The following is a 26,257-nucleotide window of genomic DNA, read 5'->3' on the forward strand; positions in this document are numbered from 1 at the left end:
ATGCTCGAACAACTAGAAAATTGCCCTGTTTGCCACGATAAGCAATTTCATAACGAACTTACTTGTAAGGATCATACCGTTTCATCAGAAAACTTTGTATTAGTTCGCTGCCAAAAATGCTCGTTTCTCTTCACCAATCCACGACCTTCATCCGCTAACATTGGAAATTACTACCAATCGGATAATTATGTCTCACACCAGAACAAAGCCAACAACCTTATCAATCTTATCTATAAGCTCAGTCGACATTTTACCCTCATTAACAAGGTCAAACTGATCAACAAACTACAAGCGGTTGGTAAACTTTTAGACGTAGGCTGTGGTACCGGCCATTTCCTCAGTTATGCTTCCAAATCCAATTGGCATGTACAAGGGATAGAGCCTGACATTCATGCCAGACAAAATGCTGAACAACTTACACAATCTAAAATACATTCTTCACTTGAAGATATAACCGAAGAACAATTCAATGTAATAACACTATGGCACGTCCTGGAACACGTTCCTGATCTGGATGGTTACATCCTTTCCATTACCCGACTATTGACATCAGATGGTACAATCATTGTAGCCGTACCTAACCATAAAAGTTATGACGCTCAATTATACAAAGAATACTGGGCCGGTTATGATGTACCGCGACATTTGTACCATTTCAGCCAAAATACGATGAAACGCTTACTATCCAATTATAACCTAGAGATAACCCATACACTACCCATGAAACTAGATGCTTTCTATGTATCATTGCTCAGTGAAAAATACATGGGAACAGGTTTTAAAGGATTGATTAAATCTCTCATAAACGGCTTAAAATCAAATAATTACGCATCAAAACATACCAACGACTATTCAAGTCTCATATATATTATCAGATCAAAATAATGCAACTTTTCCTAAGGCTTCTCATTTCATTGTTCCTGATTATTACCATGGTTAAATGTGCTAACCAAAGTCAGCCCACAGGGGGACCCAAAGATGAAGAGCCTCCTGTACTCATCGATTCAGATCCGAAACAATCGGAGTTGGATGTAACCACCAACAAGGTTGAGGTAGCATTCAATGAACGCATCAAACTAAACAACCCTAAAGAACAACTTATTATAACACCACGCATAGATGCTGAATATACTGTAAAGTATAATAAAGATCGTGTCATTTTCACTTTTGAACAAGATCTGCCCGACAGTACTACATTCACCTTCAATTTTAGGGAAGCTATACAGGATATAACTGAAGGGAATGCTCCTGAAAATTTGAAATTAGCATTTTCAACAGGCGACTACCTGGACTCCATATCCATCGCAGGACAAATTCGTAATCTCCTTACTAACGAAACCGGAAAAGATATTACGGTAGCCCTTTATCAGCTCCTGGATACCCTTGACATTTTTACAGGACCTCCCCTCTATTTCACCAAAACTGACGAGGAAGGGAATTATCAGTTCGACAATATCAAGATCGATCAGTATCGTGTCCGTGCCTACAACGACAAGAACAAGAACCTCACAGCTGAATCAAAATCTGAAAGCTATAGTTTTTTAAGCAATACACTGGAACTAGATACTTCCATTCAAAATCTAGACCTGTCACATTACTCCCTGGACAGTCGTCCCCTTGAATTACAGAACGCTCGCCAATCGGGAACTGTATATATCATTAAATTCAATAAATCTGTGACTGATTATGAATTGATCACTCTCGAACCTGATCTCATCTTGTCCAGCAATTTCACCGATGCAACACAGAATACCATCCAGATATTTAACACCTTTCCAATCGTGGATAGTCTATTTTTATATATAAAAGCAACAGATAGTCTCGATCAAGCCACATCCGATACAACCTATTTAAAGTTTGAAGAAACCAAACGCAAACCGGCCGACTTTAAACCTGAGTACCAACTTGAAGATGTTATTACTGACGTAAGAGTCGTGAAAGGATCCATTCGTTTTCAAAAACCCGTTAGAGACATTAATTATGACAGCACACTTATCTTCATTGATTCTTTACATATATATCCCTTCCGCAATGAACACTTCACCTGGAATAAATACAGAGATTATCTTGAATTTAATTACATACTTGATAAAGCCCTTTTCGAAAAACCTAAAGATCCTCCAAAATCCCAAAAGGTCGAACCCGATACCTCACAAATCGAAAAATCCAAACCACAAGTTATCAAACCCTATCTCCTTTTCGGCCAACAGGCTTTTACAAGTGTTGAACAGGATTCTTCACAACAATTCAAACAAGACCTTTCATTCCGTAAACCCGATGACTTTGGGACTATTTTCGTTACCATAGATACTGAACAACCCAGTTATATTGTACAACTGCTCAATTCAAGCAATACAGTAGTCAAAGAAAAAACCAGTACTTCAGAGTTCCAGTTCAATTATGTCCCGGCTGGTAATTACCGCATCCGTATACTCATAGACAGTAACGAAAACGGTCAATGGGACATTGGTAATATTTGGCTCAATGAAGAACCCGAACCTGTATTCTTTTATACTACTTCCACCGGTGAACAGGAAATTACTATGCGCGCTAACTTTGAAATTGTACCAGATCCCATTGTTTTTTAATGTGTATAACTAGTAGATCAGCGGTGGATATCTCAAAACTTAGTAACACTATCTCACGTTATACTAATCTATAGTTTCACTGCTGTTTATATGTAGTCAAACCGTGTAGGTTATCCATAATATTTCCACACTCTTCACTAAAATAAATATTCTAACCCATGACATACCATTTTTGTGAATAACTCTATAAATCATTATAAATCAAATAGTTACATCTTGACAACTTGTGGAAAAACAAAGATTACCTCACTTCTAATCAACAAATGAATATCACAAACTTTTACTTATTTAGTTTTCCACGTATTCACATGATAGTAAATAATAGTAATTTAAATATTATATAATATATTAATATATATGATGTTAACATTGGGGATAAAGAGCGTACGTTTCATTGGTTTGATTTTGGTAGCTATTGCTGCACAGAGCTACGGTCAAAAAAATAGCGATATACAATTGGCCAACGAATATTATTCTCAGGGCGAGTATGAAAAAGCAATGTTGCTGTATGATAACCTATCCAGGAGCTATGAGAATATACCCCTAATCCACAATAATTACTTTTTTCTTCTTATAGAATCCGGGGAGTACGCTAAGGCGGACAAATACATTAAACGTTTAATTAAAAAATTCCCTAACAATTTATACTATCACCTTGATTTAGGCCTTGTTTATAAAGGAAAAGGGGATGAACAAAAAGCAGACAACTACTTTAAAGACATCATTAAAGATGTAAGTACAGATATTTATCGTACCAGGATCACCGCTGATTATTTTGTAAATAAACAATTACCAGGGTATGCCATCATGACTTTCAAATCAGGCCGCCAAGCTGTAAATAATCCGTATTCCTATTCACTTGAAATGGCCAATATATATCGTATCTTAAATGAAAAGGATCAAATGGTGGAGGAATATCTTAACTACGTCACCCAAAATCCTTCCAATTTAAACTACGTTAAAAATACACTACAGAATCTTTTGGCAAAACCCGAAGAACTGGAAAGTCTCGAAAGCTTACTCTACGCTAAGATCCAGGACGATCCTAACAGTGAGATTTTTGGAGAGTTACTCATTTGGGTGAATCTCCAACAGAAAAATTTCTATGGCGCATTTGTTCAGGCACGTGCCATCGATAAACGATTAAAATCACAAGGTACCAGAAGCATAAGTATCGGTTTGATGGCTTTAGATAACGATGATTATAACAATGCAATCAAAATTTTCAGTTATGTGATCCGCGAATATCCGAGTTCGTACAATTACCTGTTGGCCAAAATGTATCTCATCCGATCTTATGAAAAGAGAGTACGTAATACCTATCCCATTGACGAGAGGGAAATACGGAACCTTATTCACGATTATAACATTTTCATCAATGAATTAGGTGTAACCAGGAATACATTAGAAGCACTTAGAAATAAGGCCCTTCTGCACGCTTTTTACCTGGATGAAAAAGACTCTGCGAAGTTGATACTTCAAAAGATCATAGCTACTCCCCGTGCTAACGCCAATATTAAGGCCCGGAGTAAACTAGACCTTGGTGACATCTATTTGCTTACGGAAGAACCCTGGGAATCTACTTTGCTTTATTCACAAGTAGAAAAGTCACACAAAGAAGAAAGTTTGGGGTACGAGGCCAAATTAAGGAATGCTAAGCTTTCTTATTATAAAGGTGATTTTCAGTTATCCCAGGAGCATTTAGATATTTTAAAAGAAGCGACCACGCGTGAAATTGCTAATGACGCAATGGCCTTGAGTATCTTGATCAAAGACAATATAGCGCTAGACAGTTCCGAAACTGCTATGAAACAGTATGCAGCTATAGATCTCATGCTATTTCAAAATAAAACGATAGAAGCTCTTGAAGCGATATCAAAGATGAAGAGCACTTTTAAAGGTCATAGCCTCATAGATGAACTGCTTTGGTTAGAAGCGGATATTCAGAGAAAGATTGGTGCATTTCCTAAAGCATTGGAATTACTACAGCAAATCGTTGATGAATATGATTATGACATTCTTAGTGATGACGCTTATTTTATGATAGCAGAAATTTACGATAAGCATACAAATCAATCGGAAAAAGCTATGGAGTTTTATCGTGGGTTGCTTACAAAGTATCCTGGAAGCGTATACGTAGCTGAAGCGCGAAAACGATTTCGCATGTTAAGAGGAGATTTTGATGCGAAGGATAAAGAATTTGTCAACTAATAACTTTATTACAAGCCTAAGTATTAAAATTTTGTATATTTCTATATGAAATTAGAAAGGTTATTTGATTGTTTACCCTATCAATTTGAAAAACACCCTTTAGACGTCGCCCTTGCTTATAAAGAAAAAGGCAGGTACATCACTTATAGCACTGAACAGGTTCTTGAAGAAGTAAACAAACTGAGCAACGGCTTACTGGCTCTGGGAATAAAACCCGGTGATAAAGTAGGCTTAGTTTCCTATAATCGACCGGAATGGATATTTGTGGATTTTGCCGTTTCGCAAATTGGCGCTATTAACGTGCCTATGTACCCCAACTCCACCAGTGAGGATTATACTTTCATCATACAACATGCTGAAATAAAAGTCATTTTTGCCGGTGATCTGGATATAGCTGCTAAATTAAAAATTGCTATAAACAACATTCAGGATCTGTCACCTGACGTTTATACTTTTGATGAAGTTCCTGAGGTAGAACATTGGAGTAAAGTCAAATTACCAATGGACTCAGACAGTCTAACTTCTTTAAAGGTATTAAGCGATCAAATAACATCTGAAGACCTGGCCACTATTATTTATACCTCGGGAACAACAGGCGACCCTAAGGGTGTAATGCTTTCACATCATAATATTTTGAGTAACGCCATGTCTGCAGCCAGGATATTCTCAGCTATCCGACCGGATATGAAAGCCTTGAGCTTTTTACCGCTGAGTCATATTTTTGAGAGGACAGGCTTGTATGCTTATATGCATAAAGGGGTATCGATTTATTTTGTACAGGACATTGATACCATAGGCGAACATTTGAAAGAAGTCAGACCTAATATTTTTGCCACTGTACCCAGGTTATTGGAAAAAATCTATGAAAAGATCCTCAAAAAAGGCTATGAATTAAAAGGCCTTAAAAGGTTTATCTTCTTCTGGGCGCTGGATCTTGGAAAAAGATATAAACTTAATGAAAATCAGGGGTTTTGGTATGAGTTACAATTGAAATGGGCCAATAAACTTGTGTTCAGTAAATGGCGTGAAGCACTTGGTAACAACGTCCTTTTCATCACTTCCGGAGGTGCAGCTTTACAGCCCCGTTTAGCCACACTTTTTTGGGCAGGTCAGATTCCCGTTTATGAAGCGTACGGTATGACTGAAACATCACCGGGTATTGCCTTTTCCAAACCAGATGCAATGCGAATCGGTTCTGTCGGTCCGGCTATGGAAAACGTACAGATAAAACTGTCCGAAGACGGAGAAATTAATGTGAAGGGCTCCAACGTAATGATGGGTTATTATAAACGACCTGACCTTACAAAAGAAGTAATTGATGCAGACGGTTGGATAAAAACAGGTGATATTGGTGAGTTTGTTGAGGAAAAATTTCTGAAGATTACGGACCGTAAAAAAGAAATGTTTAAAACTTCCGGGGGTAAATACATTGCTCCGCAAATCCTGGAGAATAAATTTAAGGAATCACTATTCATAGAGCAGATTATGGTAATAGGCGAGAACAAAAAATTTCCGGCTGCCTTGATCGTTCCTGCCTTTGACTCACTCACTAAATGGTGTCAGCTACATGATATAAATCTTACAGATTCCGTGGCAATGATTCAAGACCAAAGAGTATTAAAAAAATTCGACCAGGAGCTTGAGAAGTACAATGCAAATTTTGCTCAATACGAAAAAATCAAAAAATTTAGCCTGATGCCTGACCCATGGACTGTTGAAACAGGAGAATTAACTGCTAAACTGAGCATGAAAAGGAAAACCATTCGACAAAAGTACCTTGCTCATATTGACAAAATATATGAAACAAAATAACTGTGATCATAGGTATAGGTGGTATTAGCCAATCCGGTAAATCCTATTTATCAAATAAGGTTAGCGCTGAATTAAGTAATAGCACGGTACTTTCATTAGACGACTATACACTGCCTGAGTATAAATTACCGAAAATTAAAGACCGGTATGACTGGGAGTTGCCCAAAGCCTATGACTTTAACAGCTTATTATCTGATGCTTTGTCGTGTTCAGATAAATTTCAACATGTTATTCTCGAAGGTATTCTGATTTTTTATGATGCTGCAATTAACAGGCTATTCGATAAGCGTATCATGCTGATGCTTGAGAAATCAGAATTTCTAAAGCGAAGGAGGAAAGAAAAACGTTGGGGGGATGAACCTGAGTGGTTTTTAGAACATGTCTGGTATAGTTATGAACAATATGGGAAAATAGTGAATGATGAAGCGTTGCTGGTAAACGCTCAGGACTTTGCAGACCAGAGCAAAATAATGGATTACCTGAGAAAACTATAGCGCCTCTCCCTATCGAGCGTCCTAACAAATTTTGTTTTTGTCAGATTTTTAACCATTGACGTTTACATTTCATTTTTTTAGGAGATCAAGGCTGTAAAAATTAAAAGAATCATGAAAAACAGTCTTAAAATCTTAAGTTTATTGCTCATTGGCCTGTTGGCCGTATCCTGTGCTGATGACGATAGTGAAACCCCAAAAACTAACCTTGAAGATGTACGTTTTGCTTTTGGTAGCTCAGAGTTACCCATTACGATTCCTTCCGGTTTAACACAAACACAAGATCCCAATGCACTGCAGACGGTGGGTTACCTGAGTACAGCTAACCTGATGCAGCTTTGGACGCTTTACCTTGAAGTACCTCAAGGCGCTACTCAATCCAATACACCTATAGGAAGAAAAGCTTCTGTTAATGGTCGTACCCAGGAAGATGTTTTGGTATATACCTGGACATTTGACGATGGTTTTCAAAGTGTATCTATAGCTTACCAAATTGGAGAAACCAGTGATAAATATACTTTCGAGGTTTTCTGGAAAATCAATGGTGGCGAATTTCAGAAATTTATGTCTGCAGAGGAGTCGAAAGATGAGTTGAGAGAAGGACGCCTGGATATTTTCATTTTTGATTTTGCTGACAGCCGACCTGCCGACCAATCCGTCTTGACTTACACCTGGCGGGAAACGGCTACAGGACAATTCTTTTACGACGTCTCCAGCAATGATACAGACGATCTTTTTAATATCAGTGCAATTATCAATCCGGATGGTTCAGGTTCCCTGGAAGTTTCAGAAGGTGCTGTTAAAATATATGCATCTACATGGAGCGCTAACGGTTTGTCAGGTACCTTCTCCATTTTTGGTAGTGGTGGATCTGTTATTGACTCTGGTACCTGGGGGTAGATAAGAATCAAAACTATTGTAATCAAAAAACCAGACTCAACAAGTCTGGTTTTTTGGATTAGAACATCTCTATTTTCGTATACCGGGTACGTTAGTTGGCGCTTTTTGATGCCAGTCCAAACCGGAAGCTTTCTTTTCTTCAGGATATACTTCGTCCAGGTTGTCGCCATTATGTAGTCTGCCATTTTTCATGACCATGTAAACAGAATTCGTATTTCTTATATTTTCCAGCGGATTTTTATCCAGTATCACAAGGTCAGCAATTTTTCCTGCTTCCAGTGATCCCAGGTCCTGGTCCAGACCGATGGCCTCTGCGCCCAGAATGGTAGCTACCTTTAGAGCATCATGTTCTTTCAACCCACCTGATTGCATAGACCAAAGTTCCCAGTGATAGCCCAGACCCTGGAGTTGACCGTGCGATCCTACTCCGGATAGTCCTCCTGCTTCTACCAGGTCTTTTACAAAAACAGCATGGTCTTCAAACACATGCTCCTCTTTCATAAACCATCCGGCATTTCTTCTTCGAGACTTTGAGTCCAGCTCAGACTTTGGCGTGAAAAAATTTAGTTTCGGATCACCTTGCACATTTTCTGTTGCATAATAATAATTTTCAGCCCAGGGTCCTCCGTAAGATACCAATAATGTTGGTGTGTAAGCTGTTTTTGACGCAGCGACAAAATCTGCAAATTCCTGATATAACGGATAAACCGGAAAACTGTGTTCATGACCGGGATACCCATCTAAAATTTGCGTGATATTTAGTTTGAAATCCAGGCCCCCTTCCGTCGTAGGCATCAGCTTTTGCTCTTTTGCCGCCATTATGATCCACTGCCTGTGCTTACGATTACCGGTAAGGTACATCTTAATGGTTTTTGTATTATAGTATTCCGAATATTGCTTCAAAATATCCCTGGCCTGATCCAGGCTCTTGATGTTATAGGCCCAAAACCCTACTCCAGGCCCGGTGGAATAAATCCGTGGACCATATATTTTACCGGCATCTACCATATCCGCGTACGTGAGTACATCAGTGGTTCCGGTCTGCGGATCACGTGTAGTAGTGACTCCGTAAGCCAGGTTCGCGGCATACATCCATACCTGGTTTTTATGCACTCCCCATGCCGGCCACATATGTGCATGAGTATCTACAAAGCCGGGCACTATTGTTTTACCGTTCAGGTCAATCTGCTTTATTTTACTATCTACATTTACAGTCCCTGAAGCGCCTATTTGTTTTATCCTGTTATTTTCGATAAGTACATCGCCTTTTTCTATGATTTGATCTCCCTTCATGGTAATGAGACGTGCATTTTTGAGTAATACAGTCCCTTTTGGAATGTCTCTTTTTACCTCAATTTTTATTCTTATTTCTTCAGGCTTGTAATGGTCTTCTTCCTTTTTTTCTTCCTCGTCATCGTCAGGTTTTTTCTCTTTTGATTTTTCTTCTTCCTTTTTCTCTTCCAGCTGTTTTTCTTTTGCCTTGGCATCAGCCAGATTATAAGTGAAAAAGGCATTGCCAATAGACCAGTGAACATTCTTGGCATCGCGACTCCAACCAGGGAATTGTCCCCCTATTTTGGTGAGTTTCTTTGCAGGAAAAGCAGCCTTTTTCGCATCGCTAACATTGATCGTGATAGTTTCGCCTCCAACTTTTGGTATTGTTATCGTATATATTTCGTTATGTACCATGGCGATAGCTTTATCACCTTCGGGTGCCATCAGTATAAGGCTGGCTTTAGAGGGTTTCTTTTTTGGTTCATTAGCTGTTTCGACTAGTATATGATGACCCAATTCATCACGTTCTGCGCCGAAAGTAGTAATACCGGTTATTTTGACTATTTCCTTTTCATCGGTTCCATCCCAGCGGATGGAGCTAAGACCCTTCTCTCCATACAAGTAAATACGGTCTTTACTTTTTACAAAGTGTGGATTACCTCTCTTTTTGGACCTATCAATGAAATTAGTTTTTCCACCGGTTGCCGATATCCAACGTATTTCCGCTTTAGATGAAAAGGCCACCGGTCCGTCATTGTCATAGTAATCCTGTCTGCTGCCCAGCATGAATACGATACGATCTTCTTTGAAACTCCATGATGGTTCCGAATAAGCAGCGGCTGTTTGTGTTAATTTCACGGGCTTGGGTCTGCCTTTTGTATTGACTTTGTAAATATGTCCACCGTTTTTATCATCCCACGTAACGTATGCAATAAAAGCACCATCCGGGCTCCATGTGGGCATAGCTTCCGTAAAGTCGAAATTGCTCAGACGCTGGGGCTCACCATCCGGCAGGTCCTTTATATATAATCGATTTAAAGCGGTAAATGCTATTTTACTTCCGTCCGGAGAAACAGTTGCATCACGGATTTGTGTCACCGTCATCATCGGATCATCACTAATGGGGTAATTAAACTTAAGTTGCGGGCCTAACTCTACAGATGCGTTTACTTCAAACGGAATTTCTACGGCGGCTTCACCGGAAATTGGAATACGGTAAATTTTTCCACCGTAAGAGGCTACTACATTTTTACTGTCCGGTGTGAAAGACATAGAAGGAAGAACGCCTAACGTGGCGATAGATTCCTGATCATCTCTTTGCACAGGATAAGCCAGCCATTTTTCTTCTCCTGTATCTAACCTGCGTGCCATTAACCCGGTTTGATCGTTCCATCGCGTACCATATACCAGCCAGTGCCCGTCAGGAGATAACACCGGAGTAAATGCCGATCCATAGCGTGAACTTCTCGTCTCTATTTCTCCGGTTTCTCTATCGTAAGTTGCTATTTGGTACTGCGGAAAACGGGCATTGTATTGCCACGCATTAGTGCGTCTTGAAAACCAAATGTATCGTTCATCCGGCCCGAAGGCAGGTTCATGCACTTTCAGGTTATCGGGCTTCTTGATTAATTGTGTGCCCGAACCTCCTTCTATGTGATATAAAAATAATTTCAGATTACGGATCCCTTTGCTTACCACAATGTAATCTCCGTCCGGTGTCCATTCTGCAGCCGGCATATTATGGGTATTGTCCTTTGTGATCTGCTTGGTTTTTTTACTTTCCAGGTTAATCGTCCAGGCGTTGTTACTGCCGTCTCTATCGGATACAAACAAAATACTTTTTCCATCCGGACTGAAGCGGGGTTGCGTATCAAAAGCTAAACCTTTGGTTAACCTTTCAGCGTTACCACCTGTAATGGGTAGTAGATAAATATCACCTAACATATCAAAAGCGATGGTTTTTCCATCCGGACTTACGTCCAGTGAGAGCCATGAGCCTTCATTTGTTTTTACCTGGACGGTGCGCTCAGCTTTTAAAGGGAGGCCTTTTTTGGATTTGTCCTTTTTTACAGAATCTGACGTGACCGTTGTGCTATCCGGTTGTGAAAAAACGGGTAGCATAAATAGTACTACTAGTGCGAGTAATATTAATCTTTTCATGAACAAAGCATTGTTTGATTATAAGTTGATAATAAAGGGAGTTGCCGCTTTCCAGAGTTACGTCATACACAGGCCCTACTCCAGTTTCTATGATTAATGATAGAAAAAATGTAGCAGAGAATAGCGCAGATTTTTATCAGCGGTGTTTAACATAAGCCAAACCCACCTTTACCATTGTATTACGTTCGATGACATTAGAAACTAAGAAGTTGTCATAAATATTTTTCTTTAGAAGCATTTTACTTGCTCGCTTTGATACTATTTAGTTACAATTCTTTAACAAGATCATAATGACCAAAATAAAGCAAAGGCATTTAGTTTGTGGTTTACCAGAATAAAGAAAAAATGAAAGGTTGGATACTACAATTGAAGATCAGACTGAAGTTACTTTTGGCTTTTGGGTCCATTTTATTAATGTCGTTAGTATTGATAATAGTCGTTATAAGGTCTACCAGGTCCATTCAAGAATATAACACATTGAATGAACAAGTAGACCAACTAACAATTATGGACCTCAGGATGAATAACGAGGTAAAAGATTTTTATTCTGAAGGCTACAAACAGGACGTTTTCCAACAAACCGGTAAAAGTGCGATAATTGATGCGTTTACAAATCTTAATCTGAAGTACGATAGTTTATTGACGCTGATTGCGGAACACCAAATTTTCGATGAACAGGATTATGCAAGTGGACTCAATTTGTTGCATGCTGATCATGAGCAGATGAATAATGGTTTTCGTCTGCTTATTAACCTTTTCAAAAAAAGGGGATTCAAAGATTATGGCCTGGAGGGTGATTTGAGAAGTTCAATTCATGGAGTTGAAAACTCGACCTATCCCTACAATCCCGCCGAAATGCTGATGCTTCGCCGCCATGAAAAGGATTTTTTTCTAAGAAAAGACCTCAAATACCTGGATCGTTTCAATAAGGATATTACCGTTTTCAAAACGTCCATACTTGAAGCAGATTCTTCTGATAATTCATTTTCCAATACAATTTTACAGAAAACGAATAGTTATCGCGATCAATTCAATGCTATTGTTACATTAGAAAAAAAGATTGGTTTGAACAGAAATTCAGGCGCAATAGGTCAAATTCATACTCATTACAAAGCCATTGGCCAGCGTATGGCTAACCTTACACAGCTGATTAAGAAGGAAAAAGAAAATTATACCAGATCTTCCTTTATTTTCGTGTTTTCATTGCTTGGTTTACAGTTGGTCTTAGGCTTGTTTCTTGTTGTTGTCTACTCTAATATTCTTACCAAAGCCATTAAGGAAATAAAAAGTGCCATAGTAGCATTATCTAATGGTACATTCCCAAAATCGCTGAACATGCGTACAGCTGATGAGATTGCTGAAACGAAAAGAGCACTAAATCAATTGGTGGCAAGGATCAGGGAGGCTGTAAACTTTGCCCGGGATCTTGGTGAAGGAAAACTGCATATAAAATACAATGAACAGTTTACAGACGATGTACTGGCCATGTCCATCATTACTATGCAGGATAAACTGGTTGAAATAAATGAAAAGCAAAAGATCACTAATTGGACCAATGAAGGCCTTGCCAAGTTTTCAGAAATATTAAAAGACGATTTTAAAGACCTTGAGTCACTTTCAAATAGTATTCTAAGTCAGTTGGTGAACTACATAAATGTCAATCAAGGCGTATTGTACCATGTAAATTCGGAAGATAAAAAGTTACATAGAATAGCTACCTATGCCTATGGAAAACGGAAATTTGTTGATGAAGTACTTTCAGTAGGACAAGGTTTGGCAGGCCAATGCGTATTGGAAGCAGATACCATTTACCTGTCACAATTGCCAAATGATTATGTTAAAATAACATCGGGTCTTGGCGAGGCTACTCCACGTAATCTTTTAATAGTACCTTTAAAATCCAAAGATATCGTGATCGGAGTACTTGAATTGGCATCATTTCAAGTACTTAAACCTCATGAAATCAAGCTGGTAGAAAGAGTTTCAGAAAACATTTCTAACATCATCTTAACAAGGCGATCCTCTGATCGCACGAAGAAGCTGCTGAAAGAATCTCAGCTACACGCTGACAGTTTGTTGTTGAAAGAAGAGAAGTTACGTCAGAATGCCGAAGAACTTCAAGCTACTCAAGAACAAATGCAGCGCAATGAAGCCGGTGCCAAGAAAAAAATAAAGGATCTGGAAAAAAATATTCGACACAAAAACCAAGAGCTTGCACTGTTGAGAAAACAGCTTGTTTCCACTGCGCGTTCAACATTTAAAACTACCCTGGATTTTTAGTTTTTCTGTTAACACCTTAAATACCAAATATTAATAGCTTCAAAATGGGTTTAACAGGAAGTAGTATCAAGAATACACTAACTCCATTTCGTCGTTAAACTATTACATTGGGGTTTTCTTTTACAACCAATATTAGAAAAACAGCGTCTTATGTATACTATTGATTTATGACGAAGAAGATGAATAGATTTTTGGTATTTATAGTATGCTCATTATTCTTTTTTGCCAGTTCTTGCGACGAAGAGGCGCCCGATGAATTACCTCTGGTACCTTGCGATAAATTTTTAATTGTTAATGAAAATGCATTCTTGACGCTCGACAGTGACCCTTTCACCGTAACCAACGCTTTTGTTATAGATGATTGCTTGCAAGTGGTAATAACAGCGAGTGGTTGCGATGGCAATGCCTGGGAGGTAGAACTTATTGGTTCAGATTCAGTCGAAGTTTCTACTACTATTCAGAGAGATCTGCGATTGAAACTGAAAAATGAAGAGGATTGTGATGCTGTAATTAATAAGCCTTTTGCATTCGAGTTGCGCACACTTGGTGTAAAGGGTTCAATAACCCTCAATTTGGACGGTTGGGACAAGCCCTTAAATTATAGTACGGAATAAACTCTATCCGGACCTAAGGCTAGGTGACACATCAAGTGGACTATGTGTTCGACGGTTGCGCATAAATGCGGAGAACCAACTATCTTTATCTTCAAATCTGATCATAAAAAGGGTTTAGATGAAGGTCAAAGTATGTGTAGTTCAGGATAGCCCGGTTTTTTTCAATAAAGAAGCGACTATTCAAAAGATAGAAACACTCGTCATGCGTTATGCAAAGGAAGAGTGTAATCTTATCGTATTTCCGGAATCCTTTATTCCCGGGTATCCAAGAGGTTTTTCGTTTGGCGCTACCATAGGAAACAGAACTAACGAAGGAAGGGAGCTTTACGCCGAATACTATGAACAAAGCGTAAGCCTGGAAAGTGAAGACCTTAAACGACTAGAGAAAATAGCCCGATTGCAGAATGTATACCTCCTACTCGGCATTACAGAAAAACAAAATACCAATGGAAGTCTGTACTGTTCTATGCTTTACATTTCGCCGAAAACCGGATTGTTAGGCACCCATAGAAAGATCAAACCCACCGGAACAGAACGTGTAATTTGGAGTGAGGCGCATGGTGATTCGATGGTCACATTTCAGACAGCTATTGGAAAACTTGGAGGGTTGATCTGTTGGGAAAACTATATGCCCCTGGCTAGAATGGCTATATATAAAAAAGGAGTAGAGATTTATGTGGCGCCTACCGCTGATTCCAGGGAGCAATGGACTGCCACAATGCAACACATTGCCCTGGAAGGCAGATGTTTTGTGTTAGGTTGTAATCAGTACTTCACAAAATCAATGTATCCGGAAAAGTATCACGCATTGGTTAAAGATGAACCCGAAAATTTATGTCGTGGTGGCAGTGTTATTGTATCACCATTAGGTGAAATAGTGGCTGGACCGTTGTTTGATAAGGCTGGTGTTTTAATGGCCGAATTAGATTTAGAAGAGATCAGCCATAGCAAACTGGATTTTGATGTGATCGGTCATTATTCAAGAGATGATATTTTTCATCTGGAAGTAAAGGACCAACCCGGAATGATAAAAGAATAATGTAACTTTTGCATCCTTGTTTTCCTCTTGTAGCTACGTCCTTCCGTCTGTCAGAATCCCGGGAAAATGGATTGAGCACCTCAAATAATTCTTTAAATTCAAGGGAATACTCAACCTAAACCTTATGAATAGAATACGATTACTCTTGTACCTCGTCTTTATGATGAGCAATACTACTTTTGGTCAAATTAAAGCCCTGGTAGGCGGTACACTCATAGACGGGTTTAGCGCTACGCCCATTCAAAATAGTGTGATCATTATAGAAGGGGAACGCATTCGTGCGGTGGGTACGGTAAGTACGCTCAAAATCCCGGAAGGAGCAGAAATTATTTCTACCGAAGGTATGTCCGTGCTGCCGGGCCTTTGGGACATGCATGTTCATCTTATGATCAATGGTCATAGCGATTACACCTATTGGGATAAGACCTATCCGCCTCTCTTCGAAAAAGTGATTATGCCGGCTTCGGCACATCAGCTTTTAATGGCTGGCGTCACCAGTGCGCGAGATTTGGGTGGGCCTTTGAAAGAAAGTATTGCGGTGAGAGATGCCATTAAAAACGGTAGTATTCCAGGCCCTACCATGTATATGTCCGGTCCGTTCATTCAGCATAAGCCATATCCCGGGACGGAGCAATTTCGATGGGGTGTGGAAAGCCCTAAAGATGCACGTCAAAAAGTAAAACGACTTGCAGATGCCGGTGTGGATTGTATAAAACTTATTGACCAGGACCAGATGACATTGGAGGAAGTTAAAGCTGTCGTTGACGAAGCACATAAAAATGGGTTAACCGTAGTAGGCCACGGTCATCGTCCTGAAGAAATTCGTAGGGGTTTAATAGCCGGTGTGGATTGTTTTGAACATACCGGGCTGGCTTCGGCCCCGGAATATCCTGCGGATGTTATGGAAATGATCAGGGAAAGAACGGCCCAGATGAATCTGGGTCCGCTTTTCTGGACACCAACCGTGGAAGGTCTTTACAATTATGAGTATGTGCGAGACCATCCGGAGAAACTGGATAATACCTCATGGCATCTGGGGTTACCGGATTCCGTCATCAAAGATATTACCCTCTCCATTCAACACCCGGACCGACTCCCGTATTTTCAATTAACACCTATCCGAAAACCAACATTGGAAAGAAAAGTAAATCAATTGAAAGAGGCAGGAGTAGTACTTCTGGTAGGCACAGACAGTGGTATTCCTATGAAATTCCATAGCCAATCTACTTGGAATGAACTGGATGTATGGGTAAATGAATTTGGCTTCGACTCCATGTACGCCATAAAAGCAGCTACCTATTGGCCTTCTGTGTTAATGGGAGTAGATAAAGAAGTAGGTACGGTCAGTGAGGGTAAATATGCTGATATCATTGCGGTAAAGGGTGATGTATTAAGATATATTAGTTTATTGCAAGACGTTGATCTGGTAATAAAGCATGGTAGGCAGTATAAGTAAAAAAACAGACAAAAAAGCATTGGTTTTGAACGTATCAAAAGCCCTTCTGCTAATCATAATAGTGATAGCGTCTGCGATCGTTATATTGGCAATGAGTTATTCTTTAATCGAACATGTCTATGGTAAAGACTTTTCGGTGGACTTAACTTTAAGTGCAGACGTTATAGTTACAGGAGTAGTGTTTGCGGCAGTTTTATTTTATTATTGCTTCTTTAGAAGAAATAGGCAAAAAATACGCGCCAATAGAAATAACAAAGTGTTAGTGCTTGTGTTGGAAAAGTTTGGCTTTAACTCACTTATGGTTACTCTAAAAGGCTGTTGACTAAACTTTTTTAAACTTTCCGTATTTTTCCTAAACTAAACCACTTATGTCTAACGTTTTGTTGAACACACTATACAAAATGAGAGCACTATTATTTATTTCCATGTACCTGATTTCCAATGCTGTAACATTTGGTCAGGAAGGATCTGAAACGGCTGATGACCTTTTTACCATCAGTTCACCGGTCACGCTTGACCTGGGAGAAAATGAGGAGGCAGAGGACGAACTCTACGTTCCAAAAAAGAAAAAACGAAAGAAGAAAGTTTTCTATGGCCTTAAGACAAAAAAGCGCTTTACTAAAAAGGGAATAGGTCCAGGTACTACTTTTGAGCTATTTTATGTGCTAAAAGAATTTGAAAAACCGGAGACATTTGTTCGTGATATCTACTGGTTGGATTACAGACGTCAGGAGATCAGAAAAGGAGGCAAAATAGATCCGAAGTTTGGCGCCATATTACATGGAACTTATAAAAAGATGCGTCAGAATAAGATTATAGAACAGGGTATTTTTTATAAGGGAACCAAGCACGGTCGTTGGGTGACTTACGATAAGAACGACCTTTTAGTCGATAAAAGAAAATATTATAAAGGCTGGCCCAAAGAATCACAGGTACGTTATTATGATAGCGAAAGAGAAAAGATGAAAGAGATCATACCGATAGAGTATGGTGAAAAAGAAGGTTATTATTACTACTTTTTCGGTAACGGCCGAAAAGCCGTGGAAGGCGAGTATCATTGGGATTATCCTGTAGGAGACTGGGTAGAGTATTATGCTTCCGGCAGAAGGAAAAAAATAGTGCGTTATGCTAAAAACCCTCATGATGACGAATTTCGTCCTTATATATGGAAAGAATGGAATCGAAAGGGCAAACTGATTTACCAGAAACGCTGATTATGTGGAGGCACTTTTGTCCCTAATAAAACGCATCTTCTAAGTGAAATAATTTATGCCCGGAGCGGGTTAACTGAACGGCAATGATATCAAAACGAATGTCCTGATGCCAATCAGTCTCAAAGACAAATTGCTCAGCGCCCTTCATTACATTACTGGCTTTTTTTTCATCCACAGCATCTTCCGGATTTCCAAAGGCCACCGAATGCTTGGTTTTTACTTCTACAAAAACTAACAGATCATCTTTTTTAGCAATGATATCGATCTCGGATCGTTTGTACCGCCAGTTCCTTTGCACTATTTTATAGTTGCTGGCCTCAAGGTGTTTTGCAGCCAGTTGTTCGCCGTACCTACCGGTTTCATTCTTGTCAGAAGTTTGTTTAAGCACGTTCTTATTATATTCTGATTTGAATATTGATATTTGTAATATTAAATAAATACGTGAATAACCAATCAAATAAAAACGTCAAGTTCATTGATCTGGGTGTAATCGATTACAAGCTGGGCTGGGATTATCAGACACAGCTTTTTGAAAAAACAGTAGGTGTCAAGATCCAAAATCGTAAAAATACCCCGGAGCAACAGGATGCTACTCCGAATTATCTTATTTTCTGTGAACATCCACATGTTTACACCCTTGGTAAAAGTGGGTCTCCTGAAAATTTGCTGATCGGTGAACAAGACATGAAAGCCAGGCATGCTAGCTATTATAAGATTAACCGAGGAGGTGATATCACCTATCATGGCCCGGGTCAGATAGTGAGCTATCCCATCCTGGATCTGGAAAACTTCTTTACAGACATACATAAATACCTGCGCTATTTGGAAGAAGCGGTTATTCGCACACTTCTGGAGTATGGATTGGAAGCCGGCCGTATAGAGGGGCTTACAGGAGTTTGGTTAGATCATGTAAGTCAGCAGAACCCCAGGAAAATATGTGCACTGGGTGTAAAATCCAGTCGATGGGTCACTATGCACGGATTAGCATTTAATATAAATACTGATCTCTCTTATTTTGACGATATTGTTCCCTGTGGTATTGAAGATAAGGCTGTAACATCACTGGCACAGGAATTAGGCGCCGGGCAAGATATTAATAAAGTTAAAGACCAACTGAAAAGACATATTGCAGACTTGTTTGAAATGGACATTACCTCATGAGAAAAGATATTGATATTCCACAAGTTAAAAATGTTACCGTAGCTATCGCCCGAAAAAAGGATGAACTTAATAACACTGGGTGGAAAGTGTATTTGATCAACCAAAACCAGGTAGACATAGAGAACACCCTGGTAACTTCTAAGGGATATGGTCAGAAAAATGGTGAGGAACAAAAAACCAGTGTGTTACGCCATTTTTTAGAAACCGTGGAAGCCAATGGTACTGCATTAATTGAATCTATTCAGCCGGAAGTTTTTCATCTTAATAATGAATATTGGGTGAGCTACTATATTGGAGGAGAACTCTTCGATAAGAGATTCGTTTTTGTGCCCGAATCTATATCTGAGAAAAATCTGACTTTCATAAAAGAGCTGGAAATGGATGGCATACTTCATTCATAACACGCTCTATCGTCAGAATTACGAGCCGGATCGGGTATTTCCGTAAGGATCGTTATATGGAATTTGGTGATTCTGTAAAACCAAAGATTTCTACTATATTGCCCGATTAAATTTAATGATATACATATTTTTTTAACCCTCATGGATAAGTCGCTGAGTAATATACTTTTTATAGATATTGAGACAGTAGGAGTAACTCAACACCATCATGAACTGGATGAGCGATTAAAAAACCAATGGGCAAGAAAGGCGGCTTTCTTGAAAAGAGAGGATGGAATTACTGATGAAGAACTTTTTCAACAACGGGCAGGCATTTATTCAGAATTCGGAAAAATCGTTACTATAGGCCTTGGTTACTTTATAGCTGAAAAAAAGAACTTTGTCTTGCGTACCAAAGCGTTGTATGATCATAACGAAAAAACGCTGCTCCTGCGTTTTGCCGATCTGCTTAAAAAGATCAATGTGGAAAACCTCAGGCTCTGTGCTCATAATGGACGGGAATTTGATTTTCCTTACTTAAGCCGCCGTATGTTGATCAACGGATTACCGCTTCCTGAGGTACTTGATCTGGCGGGTAAAAAACCATGGGAAGTCAATCACCTGGATACGATGGATCTCTGGAAGTTTGGCGACTATAAACATTATACTTCACTTGAATTACTGGCTACAGTTTTTGATATTGACTCTAGTAAAACAGGTATGGATGGAAGTAAAGTAAATGCCGCTTACTACGAGGATGATCAGCTCGTTGAAATAGCGGATTACTGTGTGGAAGATGTGATCGTCACTGCACAGGTCTATCTAAAACTGAAAAGCATAGTTGCGGAAAAGGTAGAAGTCATTCGTGCCGACCCAAATTGATCCGGAAACGTAACTGCCCGTACTACCACGTAGTGCATTAATAATACGTCTTACACCTTAGTGCACAGATAATAATCGCATCTTTGTAAATAATGAGTAAAAAAAGAAAAAAAACTAAGAAAGGAAAGTCAGAGAACATCACTGAAAAGCTCAAAGCCAAGATCGTTGCATTACTTAACTCCAAGCCTGACTATGACTATACACCAAAGCAGGTAGTCCGGCGCTTAGGTTTCCGCCGCAAAGATTATAACCGGGAAATCCCTTTCGTTATGGCCCAGCTGGAAAGGGAAGAGAAAATCACTATGTTAAGCCAGGGCGCTTATAAAAGTAATCGCAAACCGAACATATGCGTCGGAAAGATAGACCACGTCAATCCCAGGTTCGCTTATGTGATTTCAGACGATTCAGAACAAGACATTTACATCAAGGGCCGTGACCTGAAAAATGCCATGCATGGCGACACGGTAAAGGTATCCATCTCGCCCAGACGGCACGGGAAACACCCTGAAGGCACTGTAATGGAAATAATACAACGTGGCAAAGATGAATTGGTAGGAAGAATTGAATTTTCCCCACGTTTTGCTTTTGTTGTGCCGGACAACAAGAAGTTTCATCAGGACATGTTTGTTCCCTTAGAAAAAACATTGGGTGCAGCCCATAATGATAAAGTTATTATTAAGATCAGCCAATGGCCTGCTCATGACAAGAGTCCTGAAGGAGAGATAATTTATGTATTGGGTAAAGCCGGAGATAATGAAGCCGAAATTCATTCTATCATGGCGGAATTCGATCTTCCTTTTGAGTTCCCGCAACATGTGATTGAGGCAGCTGAAAAAATTTCAGACCGTATTACAGCAGCAGAAATTAAAAAGCGCAAAGATTTCCGTGATACCCTCACATTTACAATAGATCCTGAGGATGCAAAAGATTTTGATGATGCACTTTCCTTCCAAACACTGGAAAATGGGAACTATGAAATAGGTGTACACATAGCAGATGTCACACATTATGTACAGCTTGATTCCTCCCTGGAAAAAGAAGGATACGACCGGGCCACATCCGTTTACCTGGTAGACCGTACGGTACCCATGCTGCCGGAGCGTTTATCAAACGGACTGTGTTCCCTAAGGCCCAATGAAGACAAATTGACATTTGCCGCTGTTTTTGAAATGAATAAAGAAGCTCAAATTGTCAATGAATGGTTTGGCAGGACCATTATTCATTCGGACAGAAGATTTACATATGAAGATGCTCAGGAAGGGATAGAAAATGGTGAAGGAGATCACGCCGAAGTGCTGGTTTTATTGAATGAACTGGCAAAAAAGATGCGAACCCGGCGTTTTGGTTCAGGTGCAGTTAACTTCGAGACTACGGAGGTGCGCTTTACACTGGATGAAAAAGGCAAACCGCTTGGGGTAGTACCTAAGGTGAGAAAAGATGCACATAAGCTTATAGAGGAGTTTATGTTGTTGGCCAATAAACAGGTGGCAACGTTTATTTACAATACAAAAAAAGGTAAAGACAAAAATACATTTGTTTATCGCTCTCACGATTACCCTGATCCTGAAAAGATAAGCACATTCGCCTCCTTTGCCCGGCGTTTTGGACATGAGGTAAAAACGGAAGATGAAGCAGTCTCAAAATCATTAAATAAACTGCTGAGTGAGGTAGAAGGTAAGCCAGAGGAAAACGTACTTCAGCAACTCGCCATTCGTGCTATGGCAAAAGCCAAATACACCACGGAACCTATGGGTCACTTCGGCCTGGCGTTTGCGCATTACACCCATTTTACTTCACCCATACGTAGATATCCGGATATGATGGTGCACCGATTACTGCAGCATTACCTGGATGGAGGAAAGTCCGTTGACGCAGACGATTATGAAAGCAAATGTGAACACTCCTCTGAACGTGAAAAACGTGCTGCCGATGCAGAGCGCGCAAGTATTAAGTTCAAGCAAGTAGAGTTCATGCAAAATGCAGAAGACAAAGCTTTTGAAGGAGTCATTTCGGGCGTCACCGAATGGGGTATTTTCGTAGAGATACTGGAGACCAAATGTGAAGGTATGGTTCGGATGGCTGATCTTAAGGATGACTTTTACGAATTTGATGAAGAATACTATCGAGTAATAGGACGAAACAACAAACGAATCTATTCCTTAGGGGACAAAGTGTTTGTTAGAGTAACAAATACTGACATTGATCGAAGAACAATTGACCTTGAGTTTGTTGAAGAAGAAGACCTGCCTGCTTTAGAACAATAAGCTGTAGCTCAGCCAGTAACTTAACAGACTAATCATTCAACACTGACCGCCATGACTAAAAAACTGGATCAACTCAAACAGCTGATTTCAGAAGCCATAGAACAACAACAATATGGAAACCACCCTGAGGAATTGTACGAACCGATTCGTTATCTCATGGCGCTGGGAGGAAAACGATTGAGACCTTTGCTCACCTTACTTGGCTATACGTTATTTCAGAACGACCCTGAAAAAATTGTGAAACAGGCGCTTGCAGTAGAAGTGTTTCACAATTTTACACTGATGCATGACGATATTATGGACGAAGCGCCTTTACGTCGTGGAAAACCTACAGTTCATGAAAAGTGGGACCGGAATACAGCTATACTTTCAGGCGATGTAATGCTTGTAAAAGCATATGAGATACTGATTGATGTAGAACGAAAATACCTACCCAAAGTACTAAGGTTATTCAATAAATGTGCTGCTGAAGTGTGTGAAGGACAGCAGATGGATATGGCATTTGAGTCTAAGGATTTCGTAGGTCAGAAAGAATACCTGGAAATGATACGATTGAAAACGGCTGTTCTGTTAGGAATGAGCCTTAGACTGGGTGCATTACTTGCCGGAGCTTCTAAATCAGAGCAAAAAGCCTTGTATCGGTTTGGTGTTAACATTGGCATAGGTTTTCAATTAATGGATGATCTGCTGGATGTATATGCCGACAAACAAAAATTTGGTAAGCAGGTAGGAGGTGATATTATAGCCAATAAAAAAACATTTCTGTTGATCAAAGCCCTTGAAACAAGTGATGGAGAGTTAAAAACAGAACTCCAGCAATGGCTTGGCAAAAAGAAATTTGACCCTGAAGAGAAAGTCACTGCGGTGACGGATATTTATAATAGATTAAATATCAAAGAATTGACTACTAAACAAATGGACCTACACTTCCAGGAAGGGTTCAAATCACTGGCGAAAATGAAAGTAGGGCCTTCTCGAAAAGCGATGCTTCGACAATTCACAGAGACATTGATTGCACGGGAAAGCTAAGGTCTTAGAGGGATTAATACTATTGCTTAATTGAGATTAAGCAACGGTTCGAAAATATGCGGTTAATTCGGGCCAAAATGAATAGGTTTTAAACTTTCCGAAATGTTCAAAACATAAAGCATGCTCACCTCAGTACTTATTTACACGAATACTTTCCTGTTTTTAATTTTGTCAGGATTACATTTTTACTGGCTTTCTGGTGGAACATGGGGCTATAATGCAGCTATTCCCGAAAGATTCAAGGCGTCGTTTTTTAACCCTGCCAGGAGGTTAAAAACAAGGTTATCTACATTTTTGGTAGCCATTGGCTTGTTGGCTTTTGCCTCTGCTAGTTTTCTGAATCTTTCTGATTATCAATTACTTCATGAACGATATCCTATCCGTCAAGTTACCATTGGCATTGCCTTTGTCTTCTTGTTGAGAGCTGTCGGAGATTTCAGATATGTGGGATTCTTTAAAAAGGCAGGTAATGATGTTTTTTCAAGAATGGATACGGCTCTCTATTCTCCTTTGTGTTTAATATTTAGCATTAACGCATTTTATATGGCATTATGGACATGTTAACCCTAATGTCGCGGCCTGGCCGGCAGGCTTAACAGTCGGGAGTTATTTTCTCTGGTAGAAGTAAACCTCCGCTTCTTTCTCTCCGGGCTCTTCGCTTAAGGTATAGAAACCGGAGTCATCTACATTCCAGGCAATAGACTCACCCTGAGGTTCAGGTTGGTAAGGGACATCAATGGGAGGAGTAAGTAACGTTTCTTTAATGTCATTATTCTCCTTCCTTTTCCAATACAGAATACGGTCATAGGTCTTCATAATGATCTCCTGTCCATCCGCTGAGATGTCACCTGCTACGATCTTATGAAAATGGAGTGTGCCCACATTCTTTGGAATTACCGTTTCCGAGGTGCTTTGCGGATAGGCCATATTATACAGGTGTACATTTTGTTCTCTTTTAGAGACAATATAAAGGTCGGCCGTTAACGGGTCGACCATCAGGCATTCGGCATCCCGATTCCCATCGGGATATTGAAACCGGATAACATCTACGTCAGTGATCATTACATCATCATCTCGCGATGGTTCTTTAAAGCGGTAAATGTATTGGTATTCATGGATGGCCTTATTGTCACCCATCTCTGCTATATAAAGATAGTTCTCCCCTTTTTCCGGTCCTGGTCCAAGTGTCAGGTCCTCCCAGTCCCTGTTTTGCAAGCCCGACAGGTAAAATGTTTTTACATCCTGACCATTTTCATGGATCAGGAAAATGCGGGCGGTATCACCACTGTCATTATGAGTCCACAGTAATCCGGGGTTTTTGATGCTCGCCTCCAACCCGGAAGCCTCATTGATAGCGTCATTAGTCAATATCCCCAGGGATTCGGCCCTTGAAAAGGGGGGATCACTATTTTTTTGGTCAGAGCAAGCCAATACAGCCGAAATAGCTATTAGCAGTATTAATCTGTTCAACATTTATAAACTTCCGGATCATTAAGCTGGCAAACTTAATCAGAATCTTTTTTAATGTTAAATGTATAGATTACTGTTCCATCCACATCAACAAACTGCAAGAGAATGGCATCTCTTGTAAGGGAAGCGGCCACGAAACCGGGTACTGATTTCGCAAACTTTGAATGTTGCATCATTCCTGTGGGCCTTACTTCAGAACCAGCTCCTGAAATGATATGATGTGTCATTCCATCAACAGGTTTAATATGCTGTAAATCATGTTCATGCCCTGCAAAATATAGATCCACTTGATTTCTTTTAAATATCGGATCAAAATGACGTTGGATATTGGCCGTTTTTTTCAGCCGCTGACCGCCACTGTATAATGGATGATGACCCACTACTATCCTCCAATCGGCCTTGGAAGCTGACAATACACTATCCATCCATACGATTTGTGCCGTGGTATCCTGTCCTGCTACAACATCTTTGTATTTGTCCTCCTGGTAATAATCATCTTCAAAAGGAGAAGTATCTATAAAAACAAAGGTAGCTGTGGCACCGTCGTCACTTTTAAAATCTTTTGTGTAGTAGCGGTCCGGCATATTCCATCGACGTGAAATATGAGTATAATCTATTTCTGCCTGTATATTGCCTCGGTAATCATGATTACCCAGTACCACATACCAGGGACAGTGTGTGTACTGACCGGAGTAGATTTGTTCATAGGAACTGATCCAATTATAATCTTGTGTACTTCCTACACCATTATCATAGAAATTATCACCTGTAGAGAGTATCATTTCCGGTTCAATAACATAGGCTGACTTTTCCATTATATCAGCCACTTTTTGCTGACTGAACTGGCCATTACGACCCCAGTCACCCAGAACATAAAAGTGGAGGGCATCTTCTGTTACTTGTAGCGCAGGGAGTGTCTCTTTCTCTTGTTGTTGCTTTTCCTGTTCAACAGGTACACACTGCATGAAAAAGCTTACTACCAGACAAATGAAATACGTGGTTTTCATAACAAACAGTAATAAAGTTTTGAT

22 protein-coding genes are annotated in these 26,257 nt (G+C 39.7%); 18 read left to right on the forward strand and 4 right to left on the reverse strand.

What is annotated here, in order from left to right:
• From FNH22_RS12395 to FNH22_RS12420, 6 genes are all read left to right on the forward strand, one after another.
• The gene (locus FNH22_RS12395) at positions 1–885 is read left to right on the forward strand and encodes a class I SAM-dependent methyltransferase (protein WP_143398703.1); all 885 of its coding nucleotides are present in this window, start codon (positions 1–3) and stop codon (positions 883–885) included.
• Complete coding sequence (locus tag FNH22_RS12400; protein WP_143398704.1) at positions 885–2,588, forward strand: Ig-like domain-containing domain; 1,704 nt, start codon at positions 885–887, stop codon at positions 2,586–2,588. Before FNH22_RS12395 ends, FNH22_RS12400 begins: the two co-directional genes overlap by 1 nt.
• 357 nt (positions 2,589–2,945) lie before the next feature.
• Positions 2,946–4,799: a tetratricopeptide repeat protein gene (locus FNH22_RS12405; RefSeq protein ID WP_143398705.1), complete on the forward strand. Its 1,854-nt coding sequence runs from the start codon at positions 2,946–2,948 to the stop codon at positions 4,797–4,799.
• A 45-nt stretch (positions 4,800–4,844) separates the two neighbouring features.
• Entirely contained in the window at positions 4,845–6,611 is a 1,767-nt protein-coding gene (locus FNH22_RS12410) for a long-chain fatty acid--CoA ligase (protein WP_143398706.1), read from the forward strand.
• A gap of 2 nt (positions 6,612–6,613) precedes the next feature.
• Complete coding sequence (locus FNH22_RS12415) at positions 6,614–7,105, forward strand: hypothetical protein (RefSeq protein WP_143398707.1); 492 nt, start codon at positions 6,614–6,616, stop codon at positions 7,103–7,105.
• A gap of 111 nt (positions 7,106–7,216) precedes the next feature.
• A complete protein-coding gene (locus FNH22_RS12420) occupies positions 7,217–8,002 on the forward strand; it encodes a hypothetical protein (RefSeq protein ID WP_143398708.1) in 786 nt (261 codons plus the stop codon).
• Positions 8,003–8,071: 69 nt separating this feature from the next.
• Here the strand turns inward: FNH22_RS12420 and FNH22_RS12425 are convergent, their stop codons facing one another.
• Positions 8,072–11,437 (reverse strand): amidohydrolase family protein, encoded by a 3,366-nt coding sequence (locus tag FNH22_RS12425; protein ID WP_143398709.1) that lies wholly within the window; start codon positions 11,435–11,437, stop codon positions 8,072–8,074.
• Between the two features lie 345 nt (positions 11,438–11,782).
• On the opposite strand from FNH22_RS12425, the gene FNH22_RS12430 reads away from it, so the two are divergent.
• From FNH22_RS12430 to FNH22_RS12455, 6 genes are all read left to right on the forward strand, one after another.
• Positions 11,783–13,717 carry a GAF domain-containing protein gene (locus FNH22_RS12430; protein WP_143398710.1) on the forward strand — a complete coding sequence of 645 codons (1,935 nt, stop codon included), beginning with the start codon at positions 11,783–11,785 and terminating at the stop codon, positions 13,715–13,717.
• Positions 13,718–13,896: 179 nt separating this feature from the next.
• Positions 13,897–14,331, forward strand: coding sequence for a hypothetical protein (locus tag FNH22_RS12435; protein WP_143398711.1), 435 nt, complete (start codon positions 13,897–13,899; stop codon positions 14,329–14,331).
• 118 nt (positions 14,332–14,449) lie between these two features.
• Positions 14,450–15,370, forward strand: coding sequence for a carbon-nitrogen hydrolase family protein (locus tag FNH22_RS12440; RefSeq protein WP_143398712.1), 921 nt, complete (start codon positions 14,450–14,452; stop codon positions 15,368–15,370).
• Between the two features lie 124 nt (positions 15,371–15,494).
• Positions 15,495–16,826 carry an amidohydrolase family protein gene (locus FNH22_RS12445; RefSeq protein WP_143398713.1) on the forward strand — a complete coding sequence of 444 codons (1,332 nt, stop codon included), beginning with the start codon at positions 15,495–15,497 and terminating at the stop codon, positions 16,824–16,826.
• Positions 16,807–17,148: a hypothetical protein gene (locus FNH22_RS12450; RefSeq protein WP_143398714.1), complete on the forward strand. Its 342-nt coding sequence runs from the start codon at positions 16,807–16,809 to the stop codon at positions 17,146–17,148. Before FNH22_RS12445 ends, FNH22_RS12450 begins: the two co-directional genes overlap by 20 nt.
• Before the next feature lie 79 nt (positions 17,149–17,227).
• Positions 17,228–18,040: a toxin-antitoxin system YwqK family antitoxin gene (locus FNH22_RS12455; protein WP_255518041.1), complete on the forward strand. Its 813-nt coding sequence runs from the start codon at positions 17,228–17,230 to the stop codon at positions 18,038–18,040.
• A gap of 22 nt (positions 18,041–18,062) precedes the next feature.
• Here FNH22_RS12455 and FNH22_RS12460 read toward each other — a convergent pair whose 3' ends face one another.
• Positions 18,063–18,428 (reverse strand): YraN family protein, encoded by a 366-nt coding sequence (locus FNH22_RS12460; RefSeq protein ID WP_143398715.1) that lies wholly within the window; start codon positions 18,426–18,428, stop codon positions 18,063–18,065.
• A gap of 53 nt (positions 18,429–18,481) precedes the next feature.
• Here FNH22_RS12460 and lipB point away from each other — a divergent pair, with 53 nt between their 5' ends.
• The 6 genes from lipB (at position 18,482) to FNH22_RS12490 (ending at position 24,320) form a co-directional block, all read left to right on the forward strand.
• Positions 18,482–19,201 carry a lipoyl(octanoyl) transferase LipB gene (gene lipB / locus FNH22_RS12465; RefSeq protein ID WP_143398716.1) on the forward strand — a complete coding sequence of 240 codons (720 nt, stop codon included), beginning with the start codon at positions 18,482–18,484 and terminating at the stop codon, positions 19,199–19,201.
• Positions 19,198–19,602, forward strand: a complete 405-nt coding sequence (locus tag FNH22_RS12470; RefSeq protein WP_143398717.1) for a hypothetical protein — start codon at positions 19,198–19,200, stop codon at positions 19,600–19,602. The genes lipB and FNH22_RS12470 overlap by 4 nt, the downstream gene beginning before the upstream one ends.
• A 141-nt stretch (positions 19,603–19,743) precedes the next feature.
• Positions 19,744–20,463, forward strand: coding sequence for a 3'-5' exonuclease (locus tag FNH22_RS12475; protein WP_143398718.1), 720 nt, complete (start codon positions 19,744–19,746; stop codon positions 20,461–20,463).
• 92 nt (positions 20,464–20,555) lie between these two features.
• On the forward strand, positions 20,556–22,727 hold the full coding sequence (gene rnr, locus FNH22_RS12480) for a ribonuclease R (RefSeq protein ID WP_143398719.1): 2,172 nt from the start codon (positions 20,556–20,558) through the stop codon (positions 22,725–22,727).
• Positions 22,728–22,778: 51 nt separating this feature from the next.
• The gene (locus FNH22_RS12485) at positions 22,779–23,756 is read left to right on the forward strand and encodes a polyprenyl synthetase family protein (protein WP_143398720.1); all 978 of its coding nucleotides are present in this window, start codon (positions 22,779–22,781) and stop codon (positions 23,754–23,756) included.
• Positions 23,757–23,876: 120 nt separating this feature from the next.
• Positions 23,877–24,320, forward strand: a complete 444-nt coding sequence (locus FNH22_RS12490; RefSeq protein WP_143398721.1) for a DUF3995 domain-containing protein — start codon at positions 23,877–23,879, stop codon at positions 24,318–24,320.
• 42 nt (positions 24,321–24,362) lie between these two features.
• Here the strand turns inward: FNH22_RS12490 and FNH22_RS12495 are convergent, their stop codons facing one another.
• Positions 24,363–25,229, reverse strand: a complete 867-nt coding sequence (locus tag FNH22_RS12495) for a hypothetical protein (RefSeq protein ID WP_143398722.1) — start codon at positions 25,227–25,229, stop codon at positions 24,363–24,365.
• 32 nt (positions 25,230–25,261) lie between these two features.
• The gene (locus FNH22_RS12500) at positions 25,262–26,233 is read right to left on the reverse strand and encodes a metallophosphoesterase (protein WP_143398723.1); all 972 of its coding nucleotides are present in this window, start codon (positions 26,231–26,233) and stop codon (positions 25,262–25,264) included.
• Between the last annotated feature and the right edge of the window lie 24 nt (positions 26,234–26,257).

Source organism: Fulvivirga sp. M361 (genome assembly GCF_007097395.1).
GTDB lineage: Bacteria > Bacteroidota > Bacteroidia > Cytophagales > Cyclobacteriaceae > Fulvivirga.

Excerpts from the sequence above, each read along its gene's own strand:
- FNH22_RS12410 (WP_143398706.1), top strand. The coding sequence starts at position 4,845 with ATGAAATTAGAAAGGTTATTTGATTGTTTACCCTATCAATTTGAAAAA.
- FNH22_RS12440 (WP_143398712.1), top strand. The coding sequence starts at position 14,450 with ATGAAGGTCAAAGTATGTGTAGTTCAGGATAGCCCGGTTTTTTTCAAT.
- FNH22_RS12475 (WP_143398718.1), top strand. The coding sequence starts at position 19,744 with ATGGATAAGTCGCTGAGTAATATACTTTTTATAGATATTGAGACAGTA.
- FNH22_RS12435 (WP_143398711.1), top strand. The coding sequence starts at position 13,897 with ATGAATAGATTTTTGGTATTTATAGTATGCTCATTATTCTTTTTTGCC.
- FNH22_RS12445 (WP_143398713.1), top strand. The coding sequence starts at position 15,495 with ATGAATAGAATACGATTACTCTTGTACCTCGTCTTTATGATGAGCAAT.
- FNH22_RS12420 (WP_143398708.1), top strand. The coding sequence starts at position 7,217 with ATGAAAAACAGTCTTAAAATCTTAAGTTTATTGCTCATTGGCCTGTTG.
- FNH22_RS12430 (WP_143398710.1), top strand. The coding sequence starts at position 11,783 with ATGAAAGGTTGGATACTACAATTGAAGATCAGACTGAAGTTACTTTTG.
- FNH22_RS12425 (WP_143398709.1), bottom strand. The coding sequence starts at position 11,437 with ATGAAAAGATTAATATTACTCGCACTAGTAGTACTATTTATGCTACCC.
- FNH22_RS12500 (WP_143398723.1), bottom strand. The coding sequence starts at position 26,233 with ATGAAAACCACGTATTTCATTTGTCTGGTAGTAAGCTTTTTCATGCAG.
- FNH22_RS12485 (WP_143398720.1), top strand. The coding sequence starts at position 22,779 with ATGACTAAAAAACTGGATCAACTCAAACAGCTGATTTCAGAAGCCATA.
- FNH22_RS12470 (WP_143398717.1), top strand. The coding sequence starts at position 19,198 with ATGAGAAAAGATATTGATATTCCACAAGTTAAAAATGTTACCGTAGCT.
- FNH22_RS12495 (WP_143398722.1), bottom strand. The coding sequence starts at position 25,229 with ATGTTGAACAGATTAATACTGCTAATAGCTATTTCGGCTGTATTGGCT.
- FNH22_RS12490 (WP_143398721.1), top strand. The coding sequence starts at position 23,877 with ATGCTCACCTCAGTACTTATTTACACGAATACTTTCCTGTTTTTAATT.
- rnr (WP_143398719.1), top strand. The coding sequence starts at position 20,556 with ATGAGTAAAAAAAGAAAAAAAACTAAGAAAGGAAAGTCAGAGAACATC.
- FNH22_RS12405 (WP_143398705.1), top strand. The coding sequence starts at position 2,946 with ATGATGTTAACATTGGGGATAAAGAGCGTACGTTTCATTGGTTTGATT.
- FNH22_RS12455 (WP_255518041.1), top strand. The coding sequence starts at position 17,228 with ATGAGAGCACTATTATTTATTTCCATGTACCTGATTTCCAATGCTGTA.
- FNH22_RS12450 (WP_143398714.1), top strand. The coding sequence starts at position 16,807 with ATGGTAGGCAGTATAAGTAAAAAAACAGACAAAAAAGCATTGGTTTTG.
- FNH22_RS12395 (WP_143398703.1), top strand. The coding sequence starts at position 1 with ATGCTCGAACAACTAGAAAATTGCCCTGTTTGCCACGATAAGCAATTT.
- FNH22_RS12400 (WP_143398704.1), top strand. The coding sequence starts at position 885 with ATGCAACTTTTCCTAAGGCTTCTCATTTCATTGTTCCTGATTATTACC.